The sequence below is a fragment of the Devosia riboflavina genome, assembly GCF_000743575.1.
Lineage (GTDB): Bacteria > Pseudomonadota > Alphaproteobacteria > Rhizobiales > Devosiaceae > Devosia > Devosia riboflavina.
Genome location: NZ_JQGC01000027.1, coordinates 104396 through 124598 on the forward strand (window position 1 = coordinate 104396; position 20203 = coordinate 124598).

General features: G+C 61.5%; 18 protein-coding genes. 7 read left to right on the forward strand and 11 right to left on the reverse strand.

Translation table 11 applies throughout. The features are described from left to right. The first annotated feature begins 34 nt into the window (after positions 1 to 34). From JP75_RS21105 to JP75_RS21115, 3 genes are all read left to right on the forward strand, one after another. Entirely contained in the window at positions 35 to 2116 is a 2082-nt protein-coding gene (locus JP75_RS21105; protein WP_035086636.1) for a S9 family peptidase, read from the forward strand. A gap of 97 nt (positions 2117 to 2213) precedes the next feature. After that, positions 2214 to 2822, forward strand: a complete 609-nt coding sequence (locus JP75_RS21110; RefSeq protein WP_035086637.1) for a superoxide dismutase — start codon at positions 2214 to 2216, stop codon at positions 2820 to 2822. A 151-nt stretch (positions 2823 to 2973) separates the two neighbouring features. Further along, positions 2974 to 3528, forward strand: a complete 555-nt coding sequence (locus JP75_RS21115) for a response regulator (protein ID WP_035086638.1) — start codon at positions 2974 to 2976, stop codon at positions 3526 to 3528. Positions 3529 to 3730: 202 nt separating this feature from the next. Here the strand turns inward: JP75_RS21115 and JP75_RS21120 are convergent, their stop codons facing one another. Together JP75_RS21120 and JP75_RS21125 are read right to left on the reverse strand one after the other, a co-directional pair. Then, a complete protein-coding gene (locus tag JP75_RS21120) occupies positions 3731 to 4273 on the reverse strand; it encodes a hypothetical protein (RefSeq protein WP_035086639.1) in 543 nt (180 codons plus the stop codon). Beyond that, positions 4270 to 5766, reverse strand: a complete 1497-nt coding sequence (locus JP75_RS21125; RefSeq protein ID WP_035086640.1) for a helicase HerA-like domain-containing protein — start codon at positions 5764 to 5766, stop codon at positions 4270 to 4272. The genes JP75_RS21120 and JP75_RS21125 overlap by 4 nt, the downstream gene beginning before the upstream one ends. A gap of 108 nt (positions 5767 to 5874) precedes the next feature. Between JP75_RS21125 and JP75_RS21130 the strand changes: the two genes are divergently transcribed. After that, on the forward strand, positions 5875 to 7158 hold the full coding sequence (locus JP75_RS21130; RefSeq protein ID WP_035086641.1) for a TIGR03808 family TAT-translocated repetitive protein: 1284 nt from the start codon (positions 5875 to 5877) through the stop codon (positions 7156 to 7158). A gap of 6 nt (positions 7159 to 7164) precedes the next feature. Here JP75_RS21130 and JP75_RS21135 read toward each other — a convergent pair whose 3' ends face one another. From JP75_RS21135 to JP75_RS21145, 3 genes are all read right to left on the reverse strand, one after another. Continuing rightward, positions 7165 to 8163, reverse strand: a complete 999-nt coding sequence (locus JP75_RS21135) for an asparaginase (protein ID WP_035086642.1) — start codon at positions 8161 to 8163, stop codon at positions 7165 to 7167. A 119-nt stretch (positions 8164 to 8282) separates the two neighbouring features. Then, complete coding sequence (locus JP75_RS21140) at positions 8283 to 8621, reverse strand: SH3 domain-containing protein (RefSeq protein ID WP_035086644.1); 339 nt, start codon at positions 8619 to 8621, stop codon at positions 8283 to 8285. A gap of 119 nt (positions 8622 to 8740) precedes the next feature. Next, on the reverse strand, positions 8741 to 9166 hold the full coding sequence (locus JP75_RS21145; RefSeq protein WP_035086647.1) for a hypothetical protein: 426 nt from the start codon (positions 9164 to 9166) through the stop codon (positions 8741 to 8743). 236 nt (positions 9167 to 9402) lie between these two features. Between JP75_RS21145 and JP75_RS21150 the strand changes: the two genes are divergently transcribed. Then, the gene (locus JP75_RS21150) at positions 9403 to 10266 is read left to right on the forward strand and encodes an NAD-dependent epimerase/dehydratase family protein (RefSeq protein ID WP_035086649.1); all 864 of its coding nucleotides are present in this window, start codon (positions 9403 to 9405) and stop codon (positions 10264 to 10266) included. A gap of 191 nt (positions 10267 to 10457) precedes the next feature. On the opposite strand, the gene rhaM is transcribed toward JP75_RS21150, so the two are convergent. From rhaM to JP75_RS21180, 6 genes are all read right to left on the reverse strand, one after another. Then, a complete protein-coding gene (gene rhaM, locus JP75_RS21155) occupies positions 10458 to 10790 on the reverse strand; it encodes an L-rhamnose mutarotase (protein ID WP_035086651.1) in 333 nt (110 codons plus the stop codon). Beyond that, the gene (locus JP75_RS21160; RefSeq protein WP_035086652.1) at positions 10787 to 11788 is read right to left on the reverse strand and encodes an ABC transporter permease; all 1002 of its coding nucleotides are present in this window, start codon (positions 11786 to 11788) and stop codon (positions 10787 to 10789) included. Before JP75_RS21160 ends, rhaM begins: the two co-directional genes overlap by 4 nt. Beyond that, positions 11785 to 12762 (reverse strand): ABC transporter permease, encoded by a 978-nt coding sequence (locus JP75_RS21165; RefSeq protein WP_035086653.1) that lies wholly within the window; start codon positions 12760 to 12762, stop codon positions 11785 to 11787. Before JP75_RS21165 ends, JP75_RS21160 begins: the two co-directional genes overlap by 4 nt. Next, positions 12759 to 14264: a sugar ABC transporter ATP-binding protein gene (locus tag JP75_RS21170; protein ID WP_035086654.1), complete on the reverse strand. Its 1506-nt coding sequence runs from the start codon at positions 14262 to 14264 to the stop codon at positions 12759 to 12761. Before JP75_RS21170 ends, JP75_RS21165 begins: the two co-directional genes overlap by 4 nt. Positions 14265 to 14441: 177 nt before the next feature. Beyond that, complete coding sequence (gene rhaS / locus JP75_RS21175) at positions 14442 to 15428, reverse strand: rhamnose ABC transporter substrate-binding protein (RefSeq protein ID WP_035086655.1); 987 nt, start codon at positions 15426 to 15428, stop codon at positions 14442 to 14444. A gap of 36 nt (positions 15429 to 15464) precedes the next feature. After that, positions 15465 to 16268, reverse strand: coding sequence for a DeoR/GlpR family DNA-binding transcription regulator (locus JP75_RS21180; RefSeq protein ID WP_035086656.1), 804 nt, complete (start codon positions 16266 to 16268; stop codon positions 15465 to 15467). 184 nt (positions 16269 to 16452) lie between these two features. On the opposite strand from JP75_RS21180, the gene JP75_RS21185 reads away from it, so the two are divergent. Together JP75_RS21185 and rhaI are read left to right on the forward strand one after the other, a co-directional pair. Continuing rightward, entirely contained in the window at positions 16453 to 18549 is a 2097-nt protein-coding gene (locus tag JP75_RS21185) for a bifunctional rhamnulose-1-phosphate aldolase/short-chain dehydrogenase (RefSeq protein ID WP_035086657.1), read from the forward strand. 224 nt (positions 18550 to 18773) lie between these two features. Further along, positions 18774 to 20063 (forward strand): L-rhamnose catabolism isomerase, encoded by a 1290-nt coding sequence (gene rhaI / locus JP75_RS21190; RefSeq protein WP_035086659.1) that lies wholly within the window; start codon positions 18774 to 18776, stop codon positions 20061 to 20063. The last annotated feature ends 140 nt before the right edge of the window (positions 20064 to 20203 follow it).

Consider the following 20203-nt stretch of genomic DNA (forward strand, 5'->3'; position numbering starts at 1 on the left):
AAAATCCGCTTCTCTCGATCCCCTCGGAAAGACGATGAGCCCAATCACTCCTCCCCAAGCCAAACGCGTGCCCCATAGCCACACCCATCACGGCGTGACCCGTGAAGACCCCTGGGCGTGGCTGCGCGCCGAAAACTGGCAGGAGGTGATGCAGAACCCGGAAACGCTCGATCCGGAAATCCGCGCCTATCTCGACGCCGAAAATGCCTATTACGAAGACCAGTTCGGCAAGCCGACCGCGGACCTGCAGGAAAAAATCTACAAGGAAATTCGCGGCCGCATCAAAGAGGACGATAGCGGCGTCCCCTCTCCCGACGGCCCCTGGGCCTATAATTCGCGCATGCTCGAAGGCAAGCAGTATCCGCAAGTCGTGCGTACCCCGCGGAACGGCGGTGCTGAAACCGTCCTCCTCGATTGCAATGTGGAAGCTGGCGAGGACTATTTCGGCTTTGCCGGTGCCGATCACGACATGAGCCACCGCTATCTCGCCTGGGCCGCCGACCGCGCCGGCTCGGAATATTACGACATCGTCGTGCGCGATCTCGAAACCGGCCTCGATAGCCCGGAAGTCATCAAGGACACGGCCGGCGGCTATGTCTGGTCCAATGACTCCAAGGCGATCTACTACACCGAATATGACGATAACCACCGCCCCTATCGTGTGCGTCGCCACGTCATCGGCACCGAGCAATCCTCCGATCCGATCATCTATGAAGAAAGCGATCCCGGCTTCTTCGTCGGCGTCGGCAAGACGCAGAACGACAAGTTCATCATCATCGACGCCCACGATCACCAGACCTCGGAAGTCTACCTGATCGACGCCGAAAAGGGCGGCGAGCCGCGCCTTGTCGCCCCGCGGCTCACCGACCGCGAATATGATGTCGAGGAGCGCGACGGCCTTCTTTATATCCGCACCAATGCCGAGGGCGCGGAGGACTACAAGGTCGTCACCGCCCCGCTCGACAATCCCGGCGCGGAAAACTGGACCGACCTCATCGCCCACCGCCCCGGCGTGCTGGTTCTCGATACCATCGTCATAAAGAACCACCTCCTGCGTCTCGAACGCCAGGATGGCCTGCCGCGCATCGTCGTGCGCGACCTCACGACCGGCAAGGAAGACGTGGTCCGTTTCGAGGAAGAGGCATATGCCCTCGGCATGTCTGTCGGCTACGAATTCGACACCACCGTTTTCCGCCTCTCCTATTCCTCCCCGACGACGCCCAACCAGGTGTTCGACGTCGATCTCGCGACCGGCGCCCGTACCCTGCTCAAAACGCAGGAAGTCCCCTCCGGCCACGATCCCGCGCAGTATGAAACCCACCGCATTTTCGCCAAGGCCGCTGACGGCGCCGACGTCCCGGTGACCCTCCTCTACAAAAAGGGCACCAAACTCGACGGCTCCAACCCAGCCCTGCTCTACGGCTATGGCGCCTATGGCATGTCCATGCCGGCGAGCTTCTCGGTTTCGGTCCTGTCGCTTGTCGATCGCGGTTTTGTCTACGCCATCGCTCATATCCGCGGTGGCATGGACAAGGGCTATGCCTGGTACAAGAACGGCCGCCGCGAGTTCAAGACCAACACATTTACGGACTTTATCGCCGCCGGTGAGGCATTGATCGCCGGTGGCTATACCCAAAAGGGTAAGATCGTCGCCCAAGGGGGTTCGGCCGGCGGCATGCTGATGGGCGCCATCGCCAATCTGCGCCCCGATCTCTGGGCCGGCGTCATCGCCCAGGTGCCCTTCGTCGACGTGCTCAACACCATGCTCGACGACACCCTGCCGCTCACCCCGCCCGAATGGCCCGAATGGGGCAATCCCATAACCTCGGCTGAGGACTACAATCGCATCGCGGCTTACGCGCCCTACGAGGCCGTGTCAGCCCAAAACTATCCGCCGATCTTTGCCCTTGCCGGCCTCACCGACCCGCGCGTCACCTATTGGGAGCCAGCAAAGTGGGTGGCAAAGCTCCGGGCAACCGCCACGGGGGATGCGCCATTATATCTCAAGACCAATATGGGCGCCGGCCATGCCGGGGCCTCTGGTCGCTTCGACCGTCTCAAGGAGACGGCCCAGTGCTATGCCTTTGCGATAAAGTCGGTTGGTTTGGACGGTTAGTTCTCCCGCCGTCATTGTTGCGCCAAGGCAAAGTGCTTATACCTCGTCACAAATCCGATTTCGCTTAAGCGTCATCTTTCCAGAAACGGAGGCTACCATGTCCACCAAGTTTACCCTGCCGCCCCTGCCCTATGCTTACGACGCCCTGGGCCCCTACATGTCGGCCGAGACGCTTGAGTTCCACCACGACAAGCACCACCAGGCTTACGTCACCAATGGCGAAAAGCTGCTGGAAGGCTCGGGCCTCGAAATCCTGCCGCTCGAAGACATCGTCAAGGAAGCCTTCGGCAAGAATGCCGGCCTCTTCAACAATGCCGGCCAGCACTACAACCACGTTCACTTCTGGAACTGGATGAAGCCCAATGGCGGCGGCAACAAGCTGCCGGGCAAGCTGCAGGCTGCCGTCGATTCCGATCTCGGCGGCTTCGACAAGCTGCGCGCCGATTTCATCGCCGCCGGCACCACCCAGTTCGGTTCGGGCTGGGCCTGGATCTCGGTCAAGAACGGAAAGCTCGAAATTTCCAAGACCGCCAATGGCGAATCCCCGCTGGTCTATGGCGGCAAGCCGATCCTCGGCGTCGACGTCTGGGAACACTCCTATTACATCGACTACCGCAATGCTCGCCCCAAGTACCTCGAAGCCTGGTTCGATAACCTCGTGAACTGGGAACACGTCGAGCTGCTCTTCGAAGAAGCCACTGCGTAAGCTTCGGCCAATCGCTGAATTACCCAAACCCGCCGGCGCCAAGCGCCGGCGGGTTAACTTTTCCCAAGATTATCCGCGACTTGGTGGAATCCCCAGCTTCAAACTCGCGACGGGTCATGTTAACGCTCTATTTACCACAAGGGGGGATGCGTTGACGTCACGGCCAAAAACGGTCGCCATTCTGGCGGCCAATCCTGCGCTCACGTCTGTGCTGACCATGGTTCTGGCCGGCGATACGCGCCTGCGCGTGCGTCCCTTCGAAAGCGAAGCCGAACTCTTCGCCTATATGCGAATCGCTCCCTTGGACATGCTGGTCGTCGATTTCGACAGGGAAGGCCGCCCGGCCTATGAAATGGTCGAAGCCATTCGCCTCGATCCGCGCTTCGTCAGCCGCGAACTGCCCGTTATCGCCCTCACCCGCAGCATCACCCCGCCCATGCGCCATCAGGCGATCAGCGCCGGCATCGATGAAGTGCTGGTAAAGCCCATGTCGCCGCGCCACCTGTTGCAGCGCGTCCAGGCCCGCCTCATCAATCGCAGCGTGGTGGGCCTGCTTGGCTCCGGCTATCGCGGCCCCGAACGCCGCGACCGCGTTCCCATGCCCAAGCCTCAGCCCCATCAATCTCGCCGCTCGACCGACAACGTCGTGCCGCTCTTCCCCGACCGCCGCAAGCCCATGCATCCGGGGCTCGAGCCGCTGGCTTAGGCGTCATCCTCTCCACAGTAGACCTCATCCTGAGGCGCTTTGCGCAGGCAAAGCCTCGAAGGACGAGGCGTGGCAAGACGCCTCCACTCGCTCGACCCCGTGGTTCGAGGCTACGCTTTGCTTCGCGCCTCACCATGAGGTCTTTGGGCTTTTAGCTCAAAGAGAAGGTAAGCGTTTCTGCCCCCTGCCTCCCGGCAAAACCCTACCGCTTCTGCTCCAGCACCCAGCTAACCTTGTTCCAAAGGTCTTCCACTGAATCGGCAAACTGCACATTCCGGTCATAACCCGCGACCGAGTGCGACAGCACGTCGCCCGCAAAACCCTTCACCACCTCAAAAGCCCGGTGGCGGTTGAGCATGACCATGGGCTTTGCCCGCCCCTGCCGCGAAGCCCAGCTCCCGAACAAAGCCGAGGTCGACGCCAGCGAGCCCGGCAGCGCCACCAGCACTTCTGCCTCCTCGGCAAACAGCGCATGGCGCGCTGCGCGCTCCGGCAAAACCCGCACCGGCACCCCCGAAAGCGTCGGCGGCAAAGCCACATCGGCATCGGCCAGAACCGATACCGCCCCGCCAGCCGTCTTCGCGGCAGTCATCAGCGGCAGCGGTCCCCCGCCATTTTCCCAGAGGCACAGCAATTGCGCGCCGCGCCGGGCAAAGAGCGTTCCCGTCTGGCTCATCAGGCTCGCCCGTTCCGGATCGCCCGGCCCCTTGTCCGAGGCGAAAATGCCGATAACCGCCATGCTCATCGCCCCTTCATGCTGCCCAGAATGCCGCGGACAATGGCATTGCCCAGCTTGTTGGCCACGGTCCGGGCAAAGGAATTCATCGCCGCTTCCGCTGGCGTCTGCCGGCTCGAGGTCCGGCGTGGCTGGCTCGCGCGCTCTTCGCGCGCCTGCTTTTCTGCCGCAACGCGGTCTGCCTCGTCATACTTGGCCCGCTCCTCGGCCAATTGCCGATCGCGCGTCCGACGCTCCAGGATTTCAAAGGCCGATTCACGATCGGTAACGCTGTCATAGAGCCCGCCCACCGGCGAATTGGCCATGGTCGCGTCGCGCTCGGCCGGGTTGAGCGGCCCAACCTGCGCCGAAGGCGGCCGGATCAGCGTGCGCCCGACCATGGACGGAATACCCTTATCCTCCAGCACCGAAACCAGTGCCTCGCCGATCCCCAATTGAGTGATGACCTCTTCGGTCGAAAAGTCGGGATTGGGCCGGAAGGTTTCCGCCGCCACCTTTACCGCCTTCTGCTCGCGCGGCGTATAGGCGCGCAAGGCGTGCTGCACGCGGTTGGAAAGCTGCGCCAGCACGGCTTCGGGAATATCGATCGGATTCTGCGTGACGAAATAGACGCCAACGCCCTTGGAGCGGATCAGCTTGACCACCTGCTCCACCTTGTCGATCAGCGCCTTGGGCGCATCGTCGAACAGCAGATGCGCCTCATCAAAGAAGAACACCATTTTCGGCTTATCCGGATCGCCGACCTCAGGCAGTTGCTCGAACAGCTCCGAGAGCAGCCAGAGCAGGAACGTCGAGTAGAGCCGGGGCGCCTTCATCAACTGATCGGCCGCGAGGATCGAGATGAAGCCGCGCCCATCCGTATCCGTACGCATCAGATCGGCAATCTCCAGCGCCCGTTCGCCAAAGAAGTTGTCAGCGCCCTGCTGTTCCAGCACCAGCAGCGCCCGCTGGATGGCGCCGACCGAGGCCGTCGTCACATTGCCATAGCGCCCCGAAATCTCCTTGGAGCGCTCCTGAATGCTGACCAGCATCGAGCGCAGGTCCTTCAAATCCAGCAGCAACAGCCCTTCCTCGTCGGCCACGCGGAAAGCGATGTTGAGCACACCTTCCTGCGTATCGTTGAGATCGAGAATACGGCTCAGCAGCACCGGCCCCATTTCCGAAATCGTGGCGCGAACGGGATGCCCCTGCTGGCCGAAAAGGTCCCAGAAAACCACCGGAAAGGCGTCATTGGCATAGTCGGTAAAGCCGATATCCTCGGCCCGCTTGGTTTGCCATTCCTGGATCGGCTGGCCCTTTGCGACCCCCGAGAGGTCGCCCTTGATATCGGCCGCAAAGACAGGCACGCCCGCCGCCGAAAAACCCTCGGCCAGTGCCTGCAGGGTGACCGTCTTGCCGGTGCCCGTCGCGCCGGTCACGAGCCCATGGCGGTTGCCATATTTGAGGCTCAGATATTCCCGCCGCGTGCTCGTGCCGAGATAGATCTTGCCGTCCACGAGCATGTAGTCACCTCTTCGCGTCTTCTAAAGTCTTGCCCGTTATAGCCAAAGCCGTTCACCACGTCTTTGGGTTTTGCTCGCCCCGTGCGCCAAAGCTGGCAGAATGAGACCATGCGCCAGAAAACCCAAATCACCCGTCGCCATGCCCTTGCCGGTCTTGCTGGTCTCGCCGTCGGCCTGCCAGTGGCCGCACGGGCGCAAACGGCTGATCTCGTGCCAGACAGCGACGCCGACCAGAGCGCAGCGCTGCAGGCCGCGCTCGATGGCGCCACCGGGCGCCTCGCCCTGCCCCCCGGCCGTTTCCGAGTCAGCAATATCAATTTCCCGGCCAATCTCGTGGTCGAAGGCGTACCCGGCGCCACCGTGCTCGTTGCCTCGGGGACAGCCATTGGCGGCTTCCTGTATCAGTCCGGCCTCGTCCTCCGCGATATCGGCTTTACCGGTGATAGCGGCAGCGATCCGCTGTTCGGCGTCCAGGCCGCCGACAATGTCACCATCGAGCGCTGCCGATTTTCCGAAAACCCCGGCATCGCCCTGTCGCTCTTTGAAAGCGCCGCGACCATCCGCGATTGCACGTTCGAAAACCACGGCGACGCCGCGATCCATTCCCTCGACAGCACCGGCCTCCTTGCCAGCGGCAACACCATTTCCGGCTGCGGCAATGCCGGCATCCGCATCTGGCGCAACGAGGCCAGCCCTGATGGCTCGATCCTCGTCAACAACCGCATCAGCAAGATCGATTGGCGCCAGGGCGGCAATGGCCAGAACGGCAATGGCATCAACGTGTACCTAGCCGACGAAGTCGTCGTCGCCGACAACCATATTTCCGATTGCGCCTTCACCGCCGTGCGCCTCAACACGACGAAAAACTGCCAGGTCACCGGCAACATCTGCCGCACCTGCGGCGAGGTCGCGATCTTCTCCGAATTCGGGTTTTCCGGCTCGATCATCGCCGACAATGTTGTGGATGGCGCCGCCACCGGCATTTCCATCACCAATCTCGACAGCAACGGGCACCTCGCCGTCTGCTCGGGCAATATCGTGCGCAACATCTCGCCAAAATCCGAGGTGAACCCGGACACCGTCCCCGTGGGCATCTATGTCGAGGCCGAAGTTGCCGTCACGGGCAATGTAGTCGAAAACGTCCCCGGCGTCGCCATCGCGGCCGGCTTCGGCAGTTTCATGCGCTCCGTCGTCATCAGCAGCAATGTCGTCTATGCCAGCAATATCGGCATCGGCGTGTCAGTCGCCGAGGGCGCCGGCAAGGTGCTCATCGCCGACAACATGGTGCATGAGCCGAGCGTCGGCGAAATCGTCGGCCTCAAATGGACCGACATTGCCGAAACCGACCTCCGCGCCGTAGCCAACCGCTATCCGCATGTGACGATCCGCTAAGGGCGGTCAGAGCACCGCCCGCACTTCCCCCACCACGGCCTTCCGCACATTTAGCGTCGGCTGCCGCGCAAAGCCTTCCAGCACCGCCCGCTGCTTTTCATCCGGATCGGCGAATTTCAGCAGCAGCGCCGCGACCATGGCCTGGCTCGCCGCCATATTGCCGTCGTCGCATTTGAGCGCGTAGCCAAGACCCTTGTCGCGAATGGCGCCGCATTGCACGCCTTCCGCGCCGCCCTTCTGCATGACCCGGCTACCAAAGGCCTCCATCACCAGCGTATCGAGATGCCCCGTGCCGGCGACGAGATGCGGATGCTTGGTCGCTGCATCGAACAGCGCCCGAGCCCCTGCCGCATGTCCGGCATCGAGCCCCTGCCCCGTCGCCATGCGCGCAAAGCCATGCGCCCAGGCGCGGATCGGAGCCGCCCAGGTGGGAATGGAACAGCCATCCGTCCCGCAGCGATCTTCCGTCAGCCCCTCGCCGATCACCAGTTCCACTGCAGCCCGCACCGCGCGCTGCACTTCGTGCTCGCGCTTGACATAGTCCCGCGTCGGCACGCCCATGGCCAAGGCAACACTCAGCATGCCGGCATGCTTGCCCGAGCAATTGTTATGGAGCGCCGTCGGCTCCTCATGCCGCTCGCGCAGTTCCTCGCGCGCCACGCCATTGGTCGGCTGATGCGCGCCGCATTCGAGATCGGCCACCGACAGTCCCATGCGCCCCAGGAAATTGGCGACATTGGTCACATGGTCGTCCTCGCCATGGTGCGAGGCACAGGCCAGCGCCAGTTCTTCGGTCGAATGATGAAAGCGCTCCACGGCATGCCGATCGAAAATCGTCAGGGCCTGCATGGACTTGATCGCCGAGCGCGGAAAGACCGGCCGCTCGATATCGCCTGCCGAGGCAATCACCCGGCCCTCCGCATCCATGACGACAAAGGCGCCGCGATGGCGGTTTTCCACCCAGTTGCCGCGCACGGCCTCGGCGAGAACGGGATTGGCATCCATGAAAAAAAACTCCGGCCTGACTGTCCCCTGAGGAACAGTGCAGAGCCGGAAAAGTCAACATGCATGGGTAGGAGGTACGCGGGTACTAAAGAGAGGCGCCGGGCAAACGGCGCTGAAATTCAGATGTCCCAGTTTTCCATCGGCGTCAGGAAGCGCGAATTGACCCAACCTCGCGTATTCTGACGTTCGACGAGGCACCAGTCGGCGCTTTTGGGAACGGTGATGCAGCGTTCAACCCAGACCGGCGTGCCGGGTTGGAAGGCACCAATCTTCTGGGAATAGCTGGCCGGCCACTTGCGCACGTTCAACTGGTCCCAATGGGCGACATTGCTGACCCGCGCCAATTGCTCGACCTGATAGCCCGCCGCCATGGCAGGCTGCACGGCGAAACCGGCTGCGGCGGTCACCACAAGGCCACAGAGCGCTGCGACCAGAACCTTTTCCTGTGACTTGTTCATTTCACTATCCCCCGGGGATGGATTTCATCTTGGCCTCACCCTGCCCGAACCGGCTTGAACTCACCCTGATAGGCTCGTTCAGGCTCGGTTCATCTTGCGGGCACGTTCGGCCGGCTGGCTTAGTTCATGTCGCGCTGGTGGACATAGAGGATGATGCTGTCATTGGCGCCGTGGCGGAGCGAGACGACATCGTGCTGGTCGTAGCCCTTCGCGGTCAGGGCAGCCATCAGCGTGGCATTGCGGGCGATCGGCACGCGCAGGTGATTGACATTGCCGTTCACAAAGAGAGAGCCGTAAGCGTTCTTGCCCAGGACAGTAAGATCTTCACAAACTGCTTGCAGGCTGACGCGGTTTCCATGGATGGCATTGATGTCGGCCTGACGGACCGAGCGCATGTGCCCCATGATTTCGTCGCACTCGACGGACGAAGAAGTGGGCGTGGGATGATTCTGCGCGCCCGGCACGGCGAACTGAGCAAAGCTCGGCGCGACGGAAGTGGCGGTGACGAGGCCGGCGAGAATGGCGAGCGTGGTGATTTTAAGCATTTTGTTTCTCCAATTTGGGTTCGGCATCCGCCCCTCGCGGACCGCCTTCGGGTTCGATGTCCTTGCATCGAGCGTGGCGGTGTTATGATCCCGGCCCCTTGAACCCTCACTGAGAGCCACATTCATCTTCCGTTAACCGGCAAAACCCCGGCCGCGCGGCGTCAGTCGATTGGCAGAAGAGCAAATTCCGCATAGGCTCGGCCGACGAAATCAGCGTGCAAATTGAGGAGGTTCGGATGAAAAAGGTGCTGGTGACCGGGGGCAGCGGCAAGCTTGGCCGCGCCGTGCTGCGCGATCTCGTGACTCATGGCTACGACGTCTTGAACATCGACCAGCAGGCGCTGTCCGAACCCATCTGCCGATCGGTGAAAATCGATCTCACCAATTTCGGCGAAGTCGCATCAGCCATTCTCGGCGGCGTCGACGAGCGCGGCGGCCCCTTCGATGCCGTAGTGCACCTCGCCGCCATTCCCGCGCCGGGCCTTGCCGCCAATGCCAGGACTTTTGCCAATAATGTGACGACGACCTACAACGTCTTCGAGGCCACCCGCCTCGCGAAAATCAAGAACGTCGTCTTCGCCTCGAGCGAAACCGTCCTGGGCCTGCCCTTCGACACGCCGCCGCCCTATGCCCCGGTCGACGAGGAATATTTCCCGCGCCCCGAAAGCGCCTATTCGCTCGGCAAACTGCTCGACGAAACCATGGCCGCCCAATTCTGCCGCTGGGATCCGGAACTGCGCATGGTCGCCCTGCGCTTCTCCAACGTCATGTATCCCGAGGACTACGCCGCCTTCCCCAAGTTCGACAGCGATCCGCGCAGCCGCAAATGGAATCTTTGGGCCTATATCGACGCCCGTGACGGCGCCCAGGCCGTGCGCCGCTCCATCCAGGCCGATTTCAAGGGTTTTGAAGCCTTCATCATCGCCAATGCGGATTCGGTAATGACCCGGTCCAACATTTCGCTCCTCGCCGAAGTGTTCCCGGACGTACCGCACAAGGGCAATATTTCGACCAATAGCACCCTGCTCTCGATCGAAAAGGCGAAACGGCTGCTGGGCTACTCTCCGCAGTATTCGTGGCGCAACGAGGTGGGAAAGTAACCCCACCTAGCCTCCCCCTGCAAGGAGAAGTGCTTACTTCGGACTTCTATGCAGCTTGCGTTCCACCCACGGTGTCATTCCCGCGAAAGCGGGAACCCCTGTTTAGAAACGGAGGTCCCCGCTTTCGCGGGGATGACAATCGAGCTTGGATTTTTTGCACAATGCCCCGGCCCCACAGGAGGCCAGTGCCCTCACTTCATCCAGAACACCGGCAACAAATCCACCGAGATCGGCTCGTTCTTCTCATTCGTGGCCATGATATCGGCCATATGCGCCCACCAGCGCTGCATCACGGCCGTATTCGGCAGATCGCCCATCGTGTGGTCCACCCGGCGCCACAGCACGCCAAACAGCGTGTTGGTCTCCTCGTCGAGGTGAATGGAATAATCCTTCACCCCAGCCTCGTGCAGGAGATCGACCAGCTCGGGAAAAATCTCGTCGTGACGCTTCTTGTATTCGGCCGTCATGCCGGGATTGAGACGCATCTTGAAGGCGTGCTTTTCGTAGCCACCGTCGGTGATCATGCTTTTCTTTGCCTCCACATGCGGAACAGGATCGGCAGCGCGATCACGACGATCAGCAGCGAGCCGATGAAGATCGACATCACGATCCCCGGCACGTTGAGCAAGCCAAGCCCGAACGTCACGAGGCCCATGATCAGCGCGGCCAGCACGACGCCGATAATGGTGCCCGAGCCGCCAAGGATCGATACGCCACCGAGAACCACCATGGTGACAGCCTCAAGCTCAAAACCCTCGGCAATCGAGGGGCGGGTCGAGCCCAAACGCGCCGTCAACAACACGGCCGCAAGACCGCTCATTAAGCCGGTCAGGCAGAACAGCACGAATTTTATGCGATCGACGCGCACGCCCGAAAAGCGCGCCGCGGTCGCATTATTGCCGATGGCGAAGACGCGACGCCCGAAATTGGTGTGGTGCAGCACGACATAGAAAATGAGCGCGCAGACCAGGAACAGCACCAGCTCGAAGGAGATCACCCAGAACACATAGCCCTGGCCGAACCAGGAAAAGCTTGCTGGATAACCCTTAAAGCTCTGGTCGCCGAGGACGATATAGGCCACGCCGCGAAAAAGGCTCATCGTGCCGATGGTGACGACGATGGACGGCAGTTTCAGGCCCGTAATCAGGAAGCCATTGAAGGCCCCGCACAAAATGCCGACGCCGATCCCGACGGCGACAAGCATAGGCGTATCCGCCCCCACCTGCAGCGCCAAACCCATCATGGTCGAGGCAAGCGCGATGATCGACGCCACCGACAGGTCGATCTCACCGGTGATGATGACAAGCGCCATAGCCAGCGCGATCAGCGCCTTTTCGGTGAAGTTGAACGTCATGTCGCTCAGGCTCCACTCATTGAGGAAGTAGGGCGAGGCGAAGGAATTGGCGATGAAGATGGCGAGCGCCACGAGAACCAGCAGGCTCTCCCAGCTCAAGACGGCGGATTTGACGGGATTGTCGAGCCGATCGGGAAGGTGGCGGCCGGTTGCGGTCGTGTCGGTCATGCGGCTTCTGCCTTCTTGAGGATGATGCGCCCCTTGGTCCGTTCGCTGCGCCCATTGAGCACCACGGCGACCAGAATGGCCGTGCCCGAAATGGCCATCTGCCAGAAGGGCGAAACGCCGATCACCGGCAGGGCATTGTTGACGACGCCAAGGAAGAGCGCACCAAGCAGCGCGCCGGCCACGGTGCCGATGCCCCCGGCAATCGACACGCCGCCGATAACGCAGGCGGCAACAATGGTCAGTTCATAGCCGCCGGCCACTTCCACCGAAGCGATGACATAGCGCGAAATCCAGAGATAGCCGCAGAGCCCAGCAATGGCCCCGGCCAGCACGAAGGCCAGGAATTTTGTGCGCCCCACATTGATGCCGGTATAGACGGCCGCTGTCGGATTGACGCCGATGGCATAGAAGGCGCGGCCGGCGGCGGTTCGCGTCATCAGCAGATAGACCAGCAATGCCACGACAATGGCGAACCAGCTCAGGATCGGCAGGCCGAGGAAAGCGCCGCGCTGGAGCTGGATGAAATCGGGGCTCATCTGCGCCGCATTGACCCAGGCGCCACCGGAAATAACAAAGACCAGCCCGCGGAAAATGGTCAGAGTACCGAGCGTCACGACGATGGGCGGAATATCAAGCTTCCACACCAGAATGCCATTGAAGGCGCCCAGCGCCGCCCCGACCACCACGCAGCCGGCAATCAGCAGCGGAATCGGCACGCCGGGAAAGGCCGCATTGGTCATGGCGACGATCATGCCGGTCAGCGCCAGGTTGGACGCCATGGAAAGGTCGATGGAGCGGGTCAAGATGACCGCCATCTGCCCCAGCGCCAGCATCATCAGAATCGAGGTGTCGTTGAAAATGGTGAGCAGATTGCCCGGCTGCGAGAAGCGCGGGAAGCGCAGCGTCACCAGCACGATGACGGCGAGAATGCCGAGCGCCAGCCAGAGTTCGCGGGTTTTCAGAAGCCGGTTCATGCCGCCTTCTCCTTGGCAATACCAGCCGCCAGACGCACCAGCGTCTCGGGCTGCAAATTCTTGTTTTCGAGCGTCTCGATGATGTGCCCCTCGCGCATGACGACCACGCGGTCGCTCATGCCCAGAATTTCGGGCAGTTCGGACGAAACCATGATCACCGAGAGCCCTTGGCTCACCAGTTCGCCCATGAATTCATGCACGGCCGCCTTGGAGCCGATATCGATGCCCTTGGTCGGCTCATCGAGAATGATCACTTTGGGCAGTGTCGCCAGCCACTTGGCGATGACAACCTTCTGCTGATTGCCGCCCGACAGGGTCGACACGTTCTGGCTCAGCGAGGAGGCGCGCAGGTCAAGCCGCTCGGTATAGGTCCGCGCCAGCGCAAACTCTTCCGCCATGCGGAGGAAACCGCCGCGGCTGGTTTTGTCCAAGCTCGGCAGCGAGACATTCCTGTAAATCGGCTCGCCGGTGATGACCCCCTGCTTGCCGCGCTCCTCCGGCACATAGACGATACCCGCCTCGACCGCATCCGCCGGCGATTTCGGCGCAATGGCCTTGCCATCGAGCACGATTGCGCCCGACGCGATCTGCGTCATGCCGAACACGGCCTGCATGACCTCGGACCGCCCCGCCCCCACAAGCCCATAAAAGCCAAGGATTTCACCCTTCCTGACCTCGAAGGAAATATCCTCAAATTCGGTCGGATGGCTCAGCCCCTTCACCTCGAGCACCGTCCCGCCAATAACGGCTTCGCGCTGCGGGAAGATATGATCAACGGAACGGCCGACCATCAATTTGACGATCTCGTTTTCCGGCGTGTCCTTGATGAACCCCTTGCCCACCATTTCGCCATCGCGGAACACGGTGAAGCGGTCGCAGATGCGGAAAATTTCGTCGAACTTGTGCGAGATGAAGAGGATGGCCTTGCCGTCCTGCTTGAGCAGCTCGACGAGCACGTAAAGCTCCTCGATTTCCTTCTGGCTCAAGGCTGCGGTCGGCTCATCCATGATGACGACCTGTGCATCGACGCTGAGCGCCCGCGCCACGGCCACGAGGTGCTTCTTGGCAATGCCCAGTTCTTTCAGCGGTATCCCGGCATCGATCCCCGCCGCCATGGCATCGAGCGTCTTCTGCGCTTCGTTCCGCATGGTCTTCCAGTCGATCATGCCGAGGCGATTGCGCGGCGCATGCCCGAGATAGATGTTTTCTGCGACGGACAGTTCGTCGAACAGCACAGTTTCCTGATGGATGGCGGTAATGCCCGCGTCGGAAGCCGAAATGGCCGTCGGCAAGGTGACAACCTCACCTTTGACCCGGATTTCGCCTTCGTCCGGCTGATAAATCCCAGTCAGCGTCTTCACCAGGGTCGACTTGCCCGCACCATTCTCGCCGATCAGCGCTGTCACCTGCCCCGGATAGAGTTCGAGCGACACATTGTGCAGCGCCCTCACGCCCGGAAAGCTCTTGGAAATGCCCGAAAGGGTCAGGATGAGGTCTGTCATTGGCAGCAATGCTCACGATGTAGCGCAGTACCATCCGCAATCGTCATTGCCCGGCTCGCCCGGGCAATCCATGCGATGGCTCCGCGCCACTGGATCACCGGGACGGGCCCGGTGATGACGAAGGAACGGAAAATGGTCGGCCCGGCACCGAAGCGCCGGGCTCTTGAATTACAGACCTCAGTAGATCTTGGAGAATTCTTCGATGTTGCTCTTATCGAACTGGAACGGGGCAGCCATGGCGGCCGAGTTCGTGTCGTCGAGCGTCACTTCGCCCACCTTGCCGATCGAGAAGGTCGCGCCGGGCGCAGCTTCCTGGCCATCAACAAGGGCCTTGGCGAGATAGACAGCCGAATAGCCGAGATCGATCGGGTTCCACAGCGCCACGGCCTGCGAAGCGCCATTGTCGATGAACTGCTTGAACTCGGACGGCAGGGCGAGACCCGTGACATTGACCTTGCCGATCAGGTTCTGGTCGGTCACGACCTGGGCCGCAGCCACGACGCCGACGGTGGTCGGAGCGATGATGGCCTTGAGATCAGGATAGGCCGCGATCAGGCCGCGGGCTTCTTCGGTCGACTTCACCGAGTCGTCGTCACCATAAACGGTGGCCACGAGGTTGATATTGGGGAACTTTTCCGGAATGACGGCCTTGGCAGCTTCGATCCAGGCATTCTGGTTGGTCGCGGTGGAGGCGGCCGAGAGAATAGCCACATCGCCGCCTTCAGGCAGGTAGTCGGCGGCCAGCTTGATGATGGTTTCGCCGATCAGCCCGATATCAGACGGGTTGAGGTGGATCGAGCGGCCTTCGGGCGCCACGCCCGAATCCCAGGAGATCACCTTGATGCCACGCTGCTGGGCGCGCTGCAGCACCGGCACCAGGGCGTCCGGGTCATTGGCCGAAATGGCGATGGCGTCGACCTGCTGGGCGATCAGCGAATTGACGACTTCGATCTGGGCTTCGGCGGTGGCCGTGGTCGGACCGGTATAAATCAGCTCGATATCGCCGATTTCCTTGGCAGCTTCCTCGGCGCCCTTGGCGGCGGCGTCGAAGAAGCCATTGCCGAGCGATTTTACCACAAGCGCGATACGCGTCTGGGCGAAGGCCGGAGTTGCCAGCAGGATTGCTGCAGCGGCGGTCGCAGCCATCAGTTTGAACAGTTTCATAAGAGTCCCTCCCTGGGATGATCTGTCGTTCATGTCTCAAGCCACCGATTGACGGTCGGCCTGAGCAGTCGTGTCCGCGACGATGAGTTTCACGCCTGCCGTTTCCAGCATCTGGCGATCTTCATCGCGGATGCCGCTATCGGTGATGACAGCGGCAATTCTATCGAGTCCGCAGAGGATCAGACTGCTGCGGCCCATAAATTTGGAGGAGTCGGCGAGAACGATCAGCTCGTCCGCCTGCCCGATCAGGCCAAGCTCGGACTGCACGACCATAGGGTCGGCTTCCATCAGCCCATGGGCGCCAATGCCCTGGCAGCCGATGAACATGCGCTTGGCATAAAAATGTGATGCCACCACCCCGCCAAAGGGCGAGAGGATGACGTTCTGCTCGCGATAGACCGTGCCACCGGGAATGACGACGGGATTGCGCGAGTTGTGAATGAGGTATTCGGCGATGGCGAAGGAGTTGGTGAAGACGCTGACGCGCTTGGACGTCAGGTAGTGCACCATCTGATAGGTCGTCGTACCGCCATTGATGATGATCGGCTCGCCGTCGCTGCACAAATCTGCAGCAACACGCGCAATTGCTCGTTTTTGAGCAATATTGATCGTTTCATTGACCGAAAAGGGCCGCCCCACCAGGCCACCCTGTTCCGGCGGGTTGATCGCCTCGGCGCCGCCCCGCACCCGGCGAAGCTTGCCCTGCTCGTCGAGCGAGGCAATGTCCCGGCGGATCGTGGCTTCCGAAGATCCTGTCACCTCACATAATTCGGCAACCGTCACCACGGGGTGCGATTGTGCGGCGGCGAGAATGACGCGGTGGCGTTCCGTTTCGTGCAAGGCTGATACTCCCTGGACGCAGTGCTTTCACTCTTTCCGCGCAGAGTCAATCAACAATCGACATGTTTCGGTCATTAACGCGCATGAATGACGTTTTATGATCGTTTCTGATTGACAGCGTGCATCGTTCCATGGCCATGTCCGGGCCAAACACCATCTCGCCTAACCTCTGGGAGGAACGTCCATGTCCACCGCGCCCAAGCGCCTCGCTAACCTTTGGGACGACGCCAAGGCCGCGTCCATGACCGAGCCGGAGCGTCTGGTCTATCGGTCGAACCTCTTGGGTTCGGACAAGCGCGTCACCAATTACGGCGGCGGCAATACCTCCTCCAAGATCATGCAGAAGGACCCTCTTACGGGCGAGATGGTCGAAGTCCTGTGGGTGAAGGGTTCGGGCGGCGATAGCGCCTCTATCAAGCTCGATGGCTTTTCGACGCTCTATATGGACAAGCTCCGCGCCCTGAAGGGCCTCTATCGCGGCGTCGAATTCGAAGACGAGATGGTGGGCTACCTGCCCCACGCGACGTTCAACCTCAATCCGCGCGCCGCCTCGATCGACACCCCTCTCCATGCCTATGTGAACCACGCCTTCGTGGATCACATGCACCCGGACGCGATCATCGCCATCGCCGCTTCCAAGAACTCCAGGGAACTGACCAAGCAGATTTTTGGCGACACCATCGGCTGGCTCCCCTGGAAGAAGCCGGGTTTTGAGCTCGGCCTGTGGCTTGGCAAATATTGCGAAGAGAACCCGAACGCCAAGGGCCTGATCCTCGAGTCGCACGGCCTCTTCACCTGGGGCGACACCCCCAAGGAATGCTACGAAACGACCATCGGCATCATCAATCAGGCCATCGAATGGTTTGAAAAGGAAACCGCTGGGAAGACCATTTTCGGTGGCGTCGCGACCCAGTCGCTCGATGCCGACGCCCGTCGCGCTGTTGCAGCGAAGCTCATGCCAAAGATCCGCGGCTTCATCTCCGAAGACAGCCACAAGCTCGGCCATTTCGATGACAGCGACGCGGTCCTCGAATTCGTCAATTCCAAGAACCTGCGCCCGCTGGCGGCTCTGGGCACCTCCTGCCCCGATCACTTCCTGCGCACGAAAATCCGTCCGCTGGTCATCGACTTCAACCCGGCCAACCCGGACGTTGATGCCGTGATCGCCGGCCTTGATGCTCAGATCGCCGCCTATCGCGTCGACTATCAGGCCTATTACGATCGCTGCAAGCACGACAACTCCCCCGCCGTGCGCGATCCCAATGCCGTCGTTTATCTGATCCCGGGCGTCGGCATGCTGACCTTCGCCAAGGACAAGGCCACCGCCCGTATTTCCGGCGAGTTCTATGTCAACGCCATCAACGTGATGCGCGGCGCCTCGACCGTCAGCGAATACCAGGGTCTGCCCGAGCGGGAAGCCTTCGACATCGAGTACTGGCTGCTTGAAGAAGCCAAGCTTGCCCGCATGCCCAAGCCAAAGTCCCTCGCTGGCAAGATTGCGCTGGTCACCGGCGGCGCCGGCGGCATTGGCAAGGCCACTGCAGCCCGGCTCCTCCGCGAAGGCGCCTGCGTCGTTATCGCCGATATCGACCAGACCGCCCTCGACAACGCCACCGCCGAACTCTCTGGCGTCTTCGGTGCCGACTTCGTCCGTCCGGTGAACATCAACGTCACCAAGGAAGATCAGGTCCTGTCCGGCTTCGCCCACGCCGTGGTCGAATTCGGCGGCCTCGACATCCTCGTGTCGAACGCTGGCCTGGCTTCCTCAGCCCCGATTGAAGACACGACGCTCGAACTCTGGAACAAGAACATGGACATCCTGTCCACGGGCTATTTCCTCGTTTCGCGCGAAGCCTTCCGCCTGTTCCGCCAGCAGAAGATCGGCGGCAACGTCGTCTTCGTCGCGTCCAAGAATGGTCTTGCCGCTTCGCCCAACGCTGCAGCCTATTGCACCGCCAAGGCCGCCGAAATCCACCTGGCTCGCTGCCTCGCCCTCGAAGGCGCGGAAGCACAAATCCGCGTCAACGTCGTCAATCCCGACGCCGTGCTGCGTGGTTCCAAGATCTGGGCCGGCGAATGGCTCGAGCAGCGCGCATCGACCTACAAGACCGACAAGGACGGCCTTGAAGAAATGTATCGCCAGCGCTCGATGCTGAAGCGCTCGGTGTTCCCGGAAGACATCGCCGAAGCCATCTACTTCTTCGCTTCGGAGGCCTCGGCCAAGTCTACCGGCAACATCATCAACGTCGACGCCGGCAACGCCCAGTCGTTCCCGCGGTAAGAAAGACCCCTCACCCTGACCCTCTCCCCATAGGGGCGAGGGGACGCAGGAGCCGCTAAGCTAGTGTCGGCTCCTGCACTGCCTCCTCCCCCATCGTCCCCTCGCCCCTCCGGGGAGAGGGCTAGGGTGAGGGGTTTCGAACCGGACGCAGGCAAAATCGCTCCAGTGGAGCGATTTTAGGGAGAAGGCCATGAGGGCTATGCCCGAATGGCAAGGAGCAAAAAATGACCGAACACATCATCGACGCATCAATCGTCGCCGCCGAAAACGCCAAGCGCGAAGCCGATCTGCGCCGTGACTACGAAACCCTGGGTGAGCGCCTCGACCGCCGCGGCATCGCCATCGACGCCATCAAAGCCAAGGTCGCAAAATTCTCCGTGGCCGTCCCCTCCTGGGGCGTCGGCACCGGCGGCACCCGCTTCGCAAAATTCCCCGGCAAGGGCGAACCGCGCGACATCTTCGACAAGATCGAAGACTGCGCCGTCATCGCCCAACTGACCCAGGCAACCCGCACCATTTCCCTCCACATTCCGTGGGACAAGGCCGATCCGAACCGCTTGAAGCAGGCTGCGAGCCGCTTCAACCTCGGCTTCGACGCGATGAACTCGAACACCTTCTCGGACGCCAAAGGTCAGCTTCAGTCCTACAAGTTCGGCTCGCTCTCGTCCTATGACAAGGGCACCCGCAACCAGGCGATCGAGCACAATCTCGAATGTATCGAGATCGGCAAGACCGTGGGTTCGAAGGCCCTGACCATCTGGATCGGCGACGGCTCCAACTTCCCCGGCCAGGTCAATTTCGCCGACCAGTTCGCCAATTACCTCGACTCCGCCAAGGCCATCTATGCCGCCCTGCCGGACGATTGGCACGTCTATACCGAACACAAGATGTATGAGCCGGCCTTCTATTCGACGGTCGTGCAGGATTGGGGCACCAATTACATCATCGCCAAGGAACTGGGCGACAAGGCCCTGTGCCTGGTCGATCTCGGCCACCACGCCCCGAACGTCAACATTGAAATGATCGTCTCCCGCCTTGCCCAGTTCGGCAAGCTCGGCGGCTTCCACTTCAACGACAGCAAATATGGCGACGACGATCTCGACGCCGGCTCCATCGATCCCTACCGCCTGTTCCTCGTGTTCAACGAACTCGTCGACATCGAGAACCGCGACCAAAACTTCCACCCGGCTCACATGCTCGACCAGAGCCACAATGTCACCGACCCCATCGAGTCGCTGATGCTGTCGGCTTCCGACGTGCAGCGCTCCTACGCCCAGGCGCTCCTCGTCGATCGCAAGACGCTCAAATCCGCCCAGAACAACAACGACGCGCTGACCGCCACCCAGCAGTTGCGCCACGCTTTCCGCACAGATGTCGAACCGATCCTGGCCCTGGCCCGCCTCGAACAGGGCGGCGCCATCGACCCGCTCGCCACCTACCGCGCTAGCGGCTACCGCGCCAAAGTCGCCGGAGTGCGCCCCGCCGTCGAAGGCGGTTCGGGCGGCATCGTCTAATTCCCTCACTCCTCCCCGAGTGAGAGAAAGCGAAGGCCCGGTGAGCAATCACCGGGCCTTTTTGCTGGGCTCGCGGGAACAGTGCCGCCGCCCCTCAGTCGTCACCCTCGGGCTTGTGTGGATGCTTTGTGCTTTAGTCT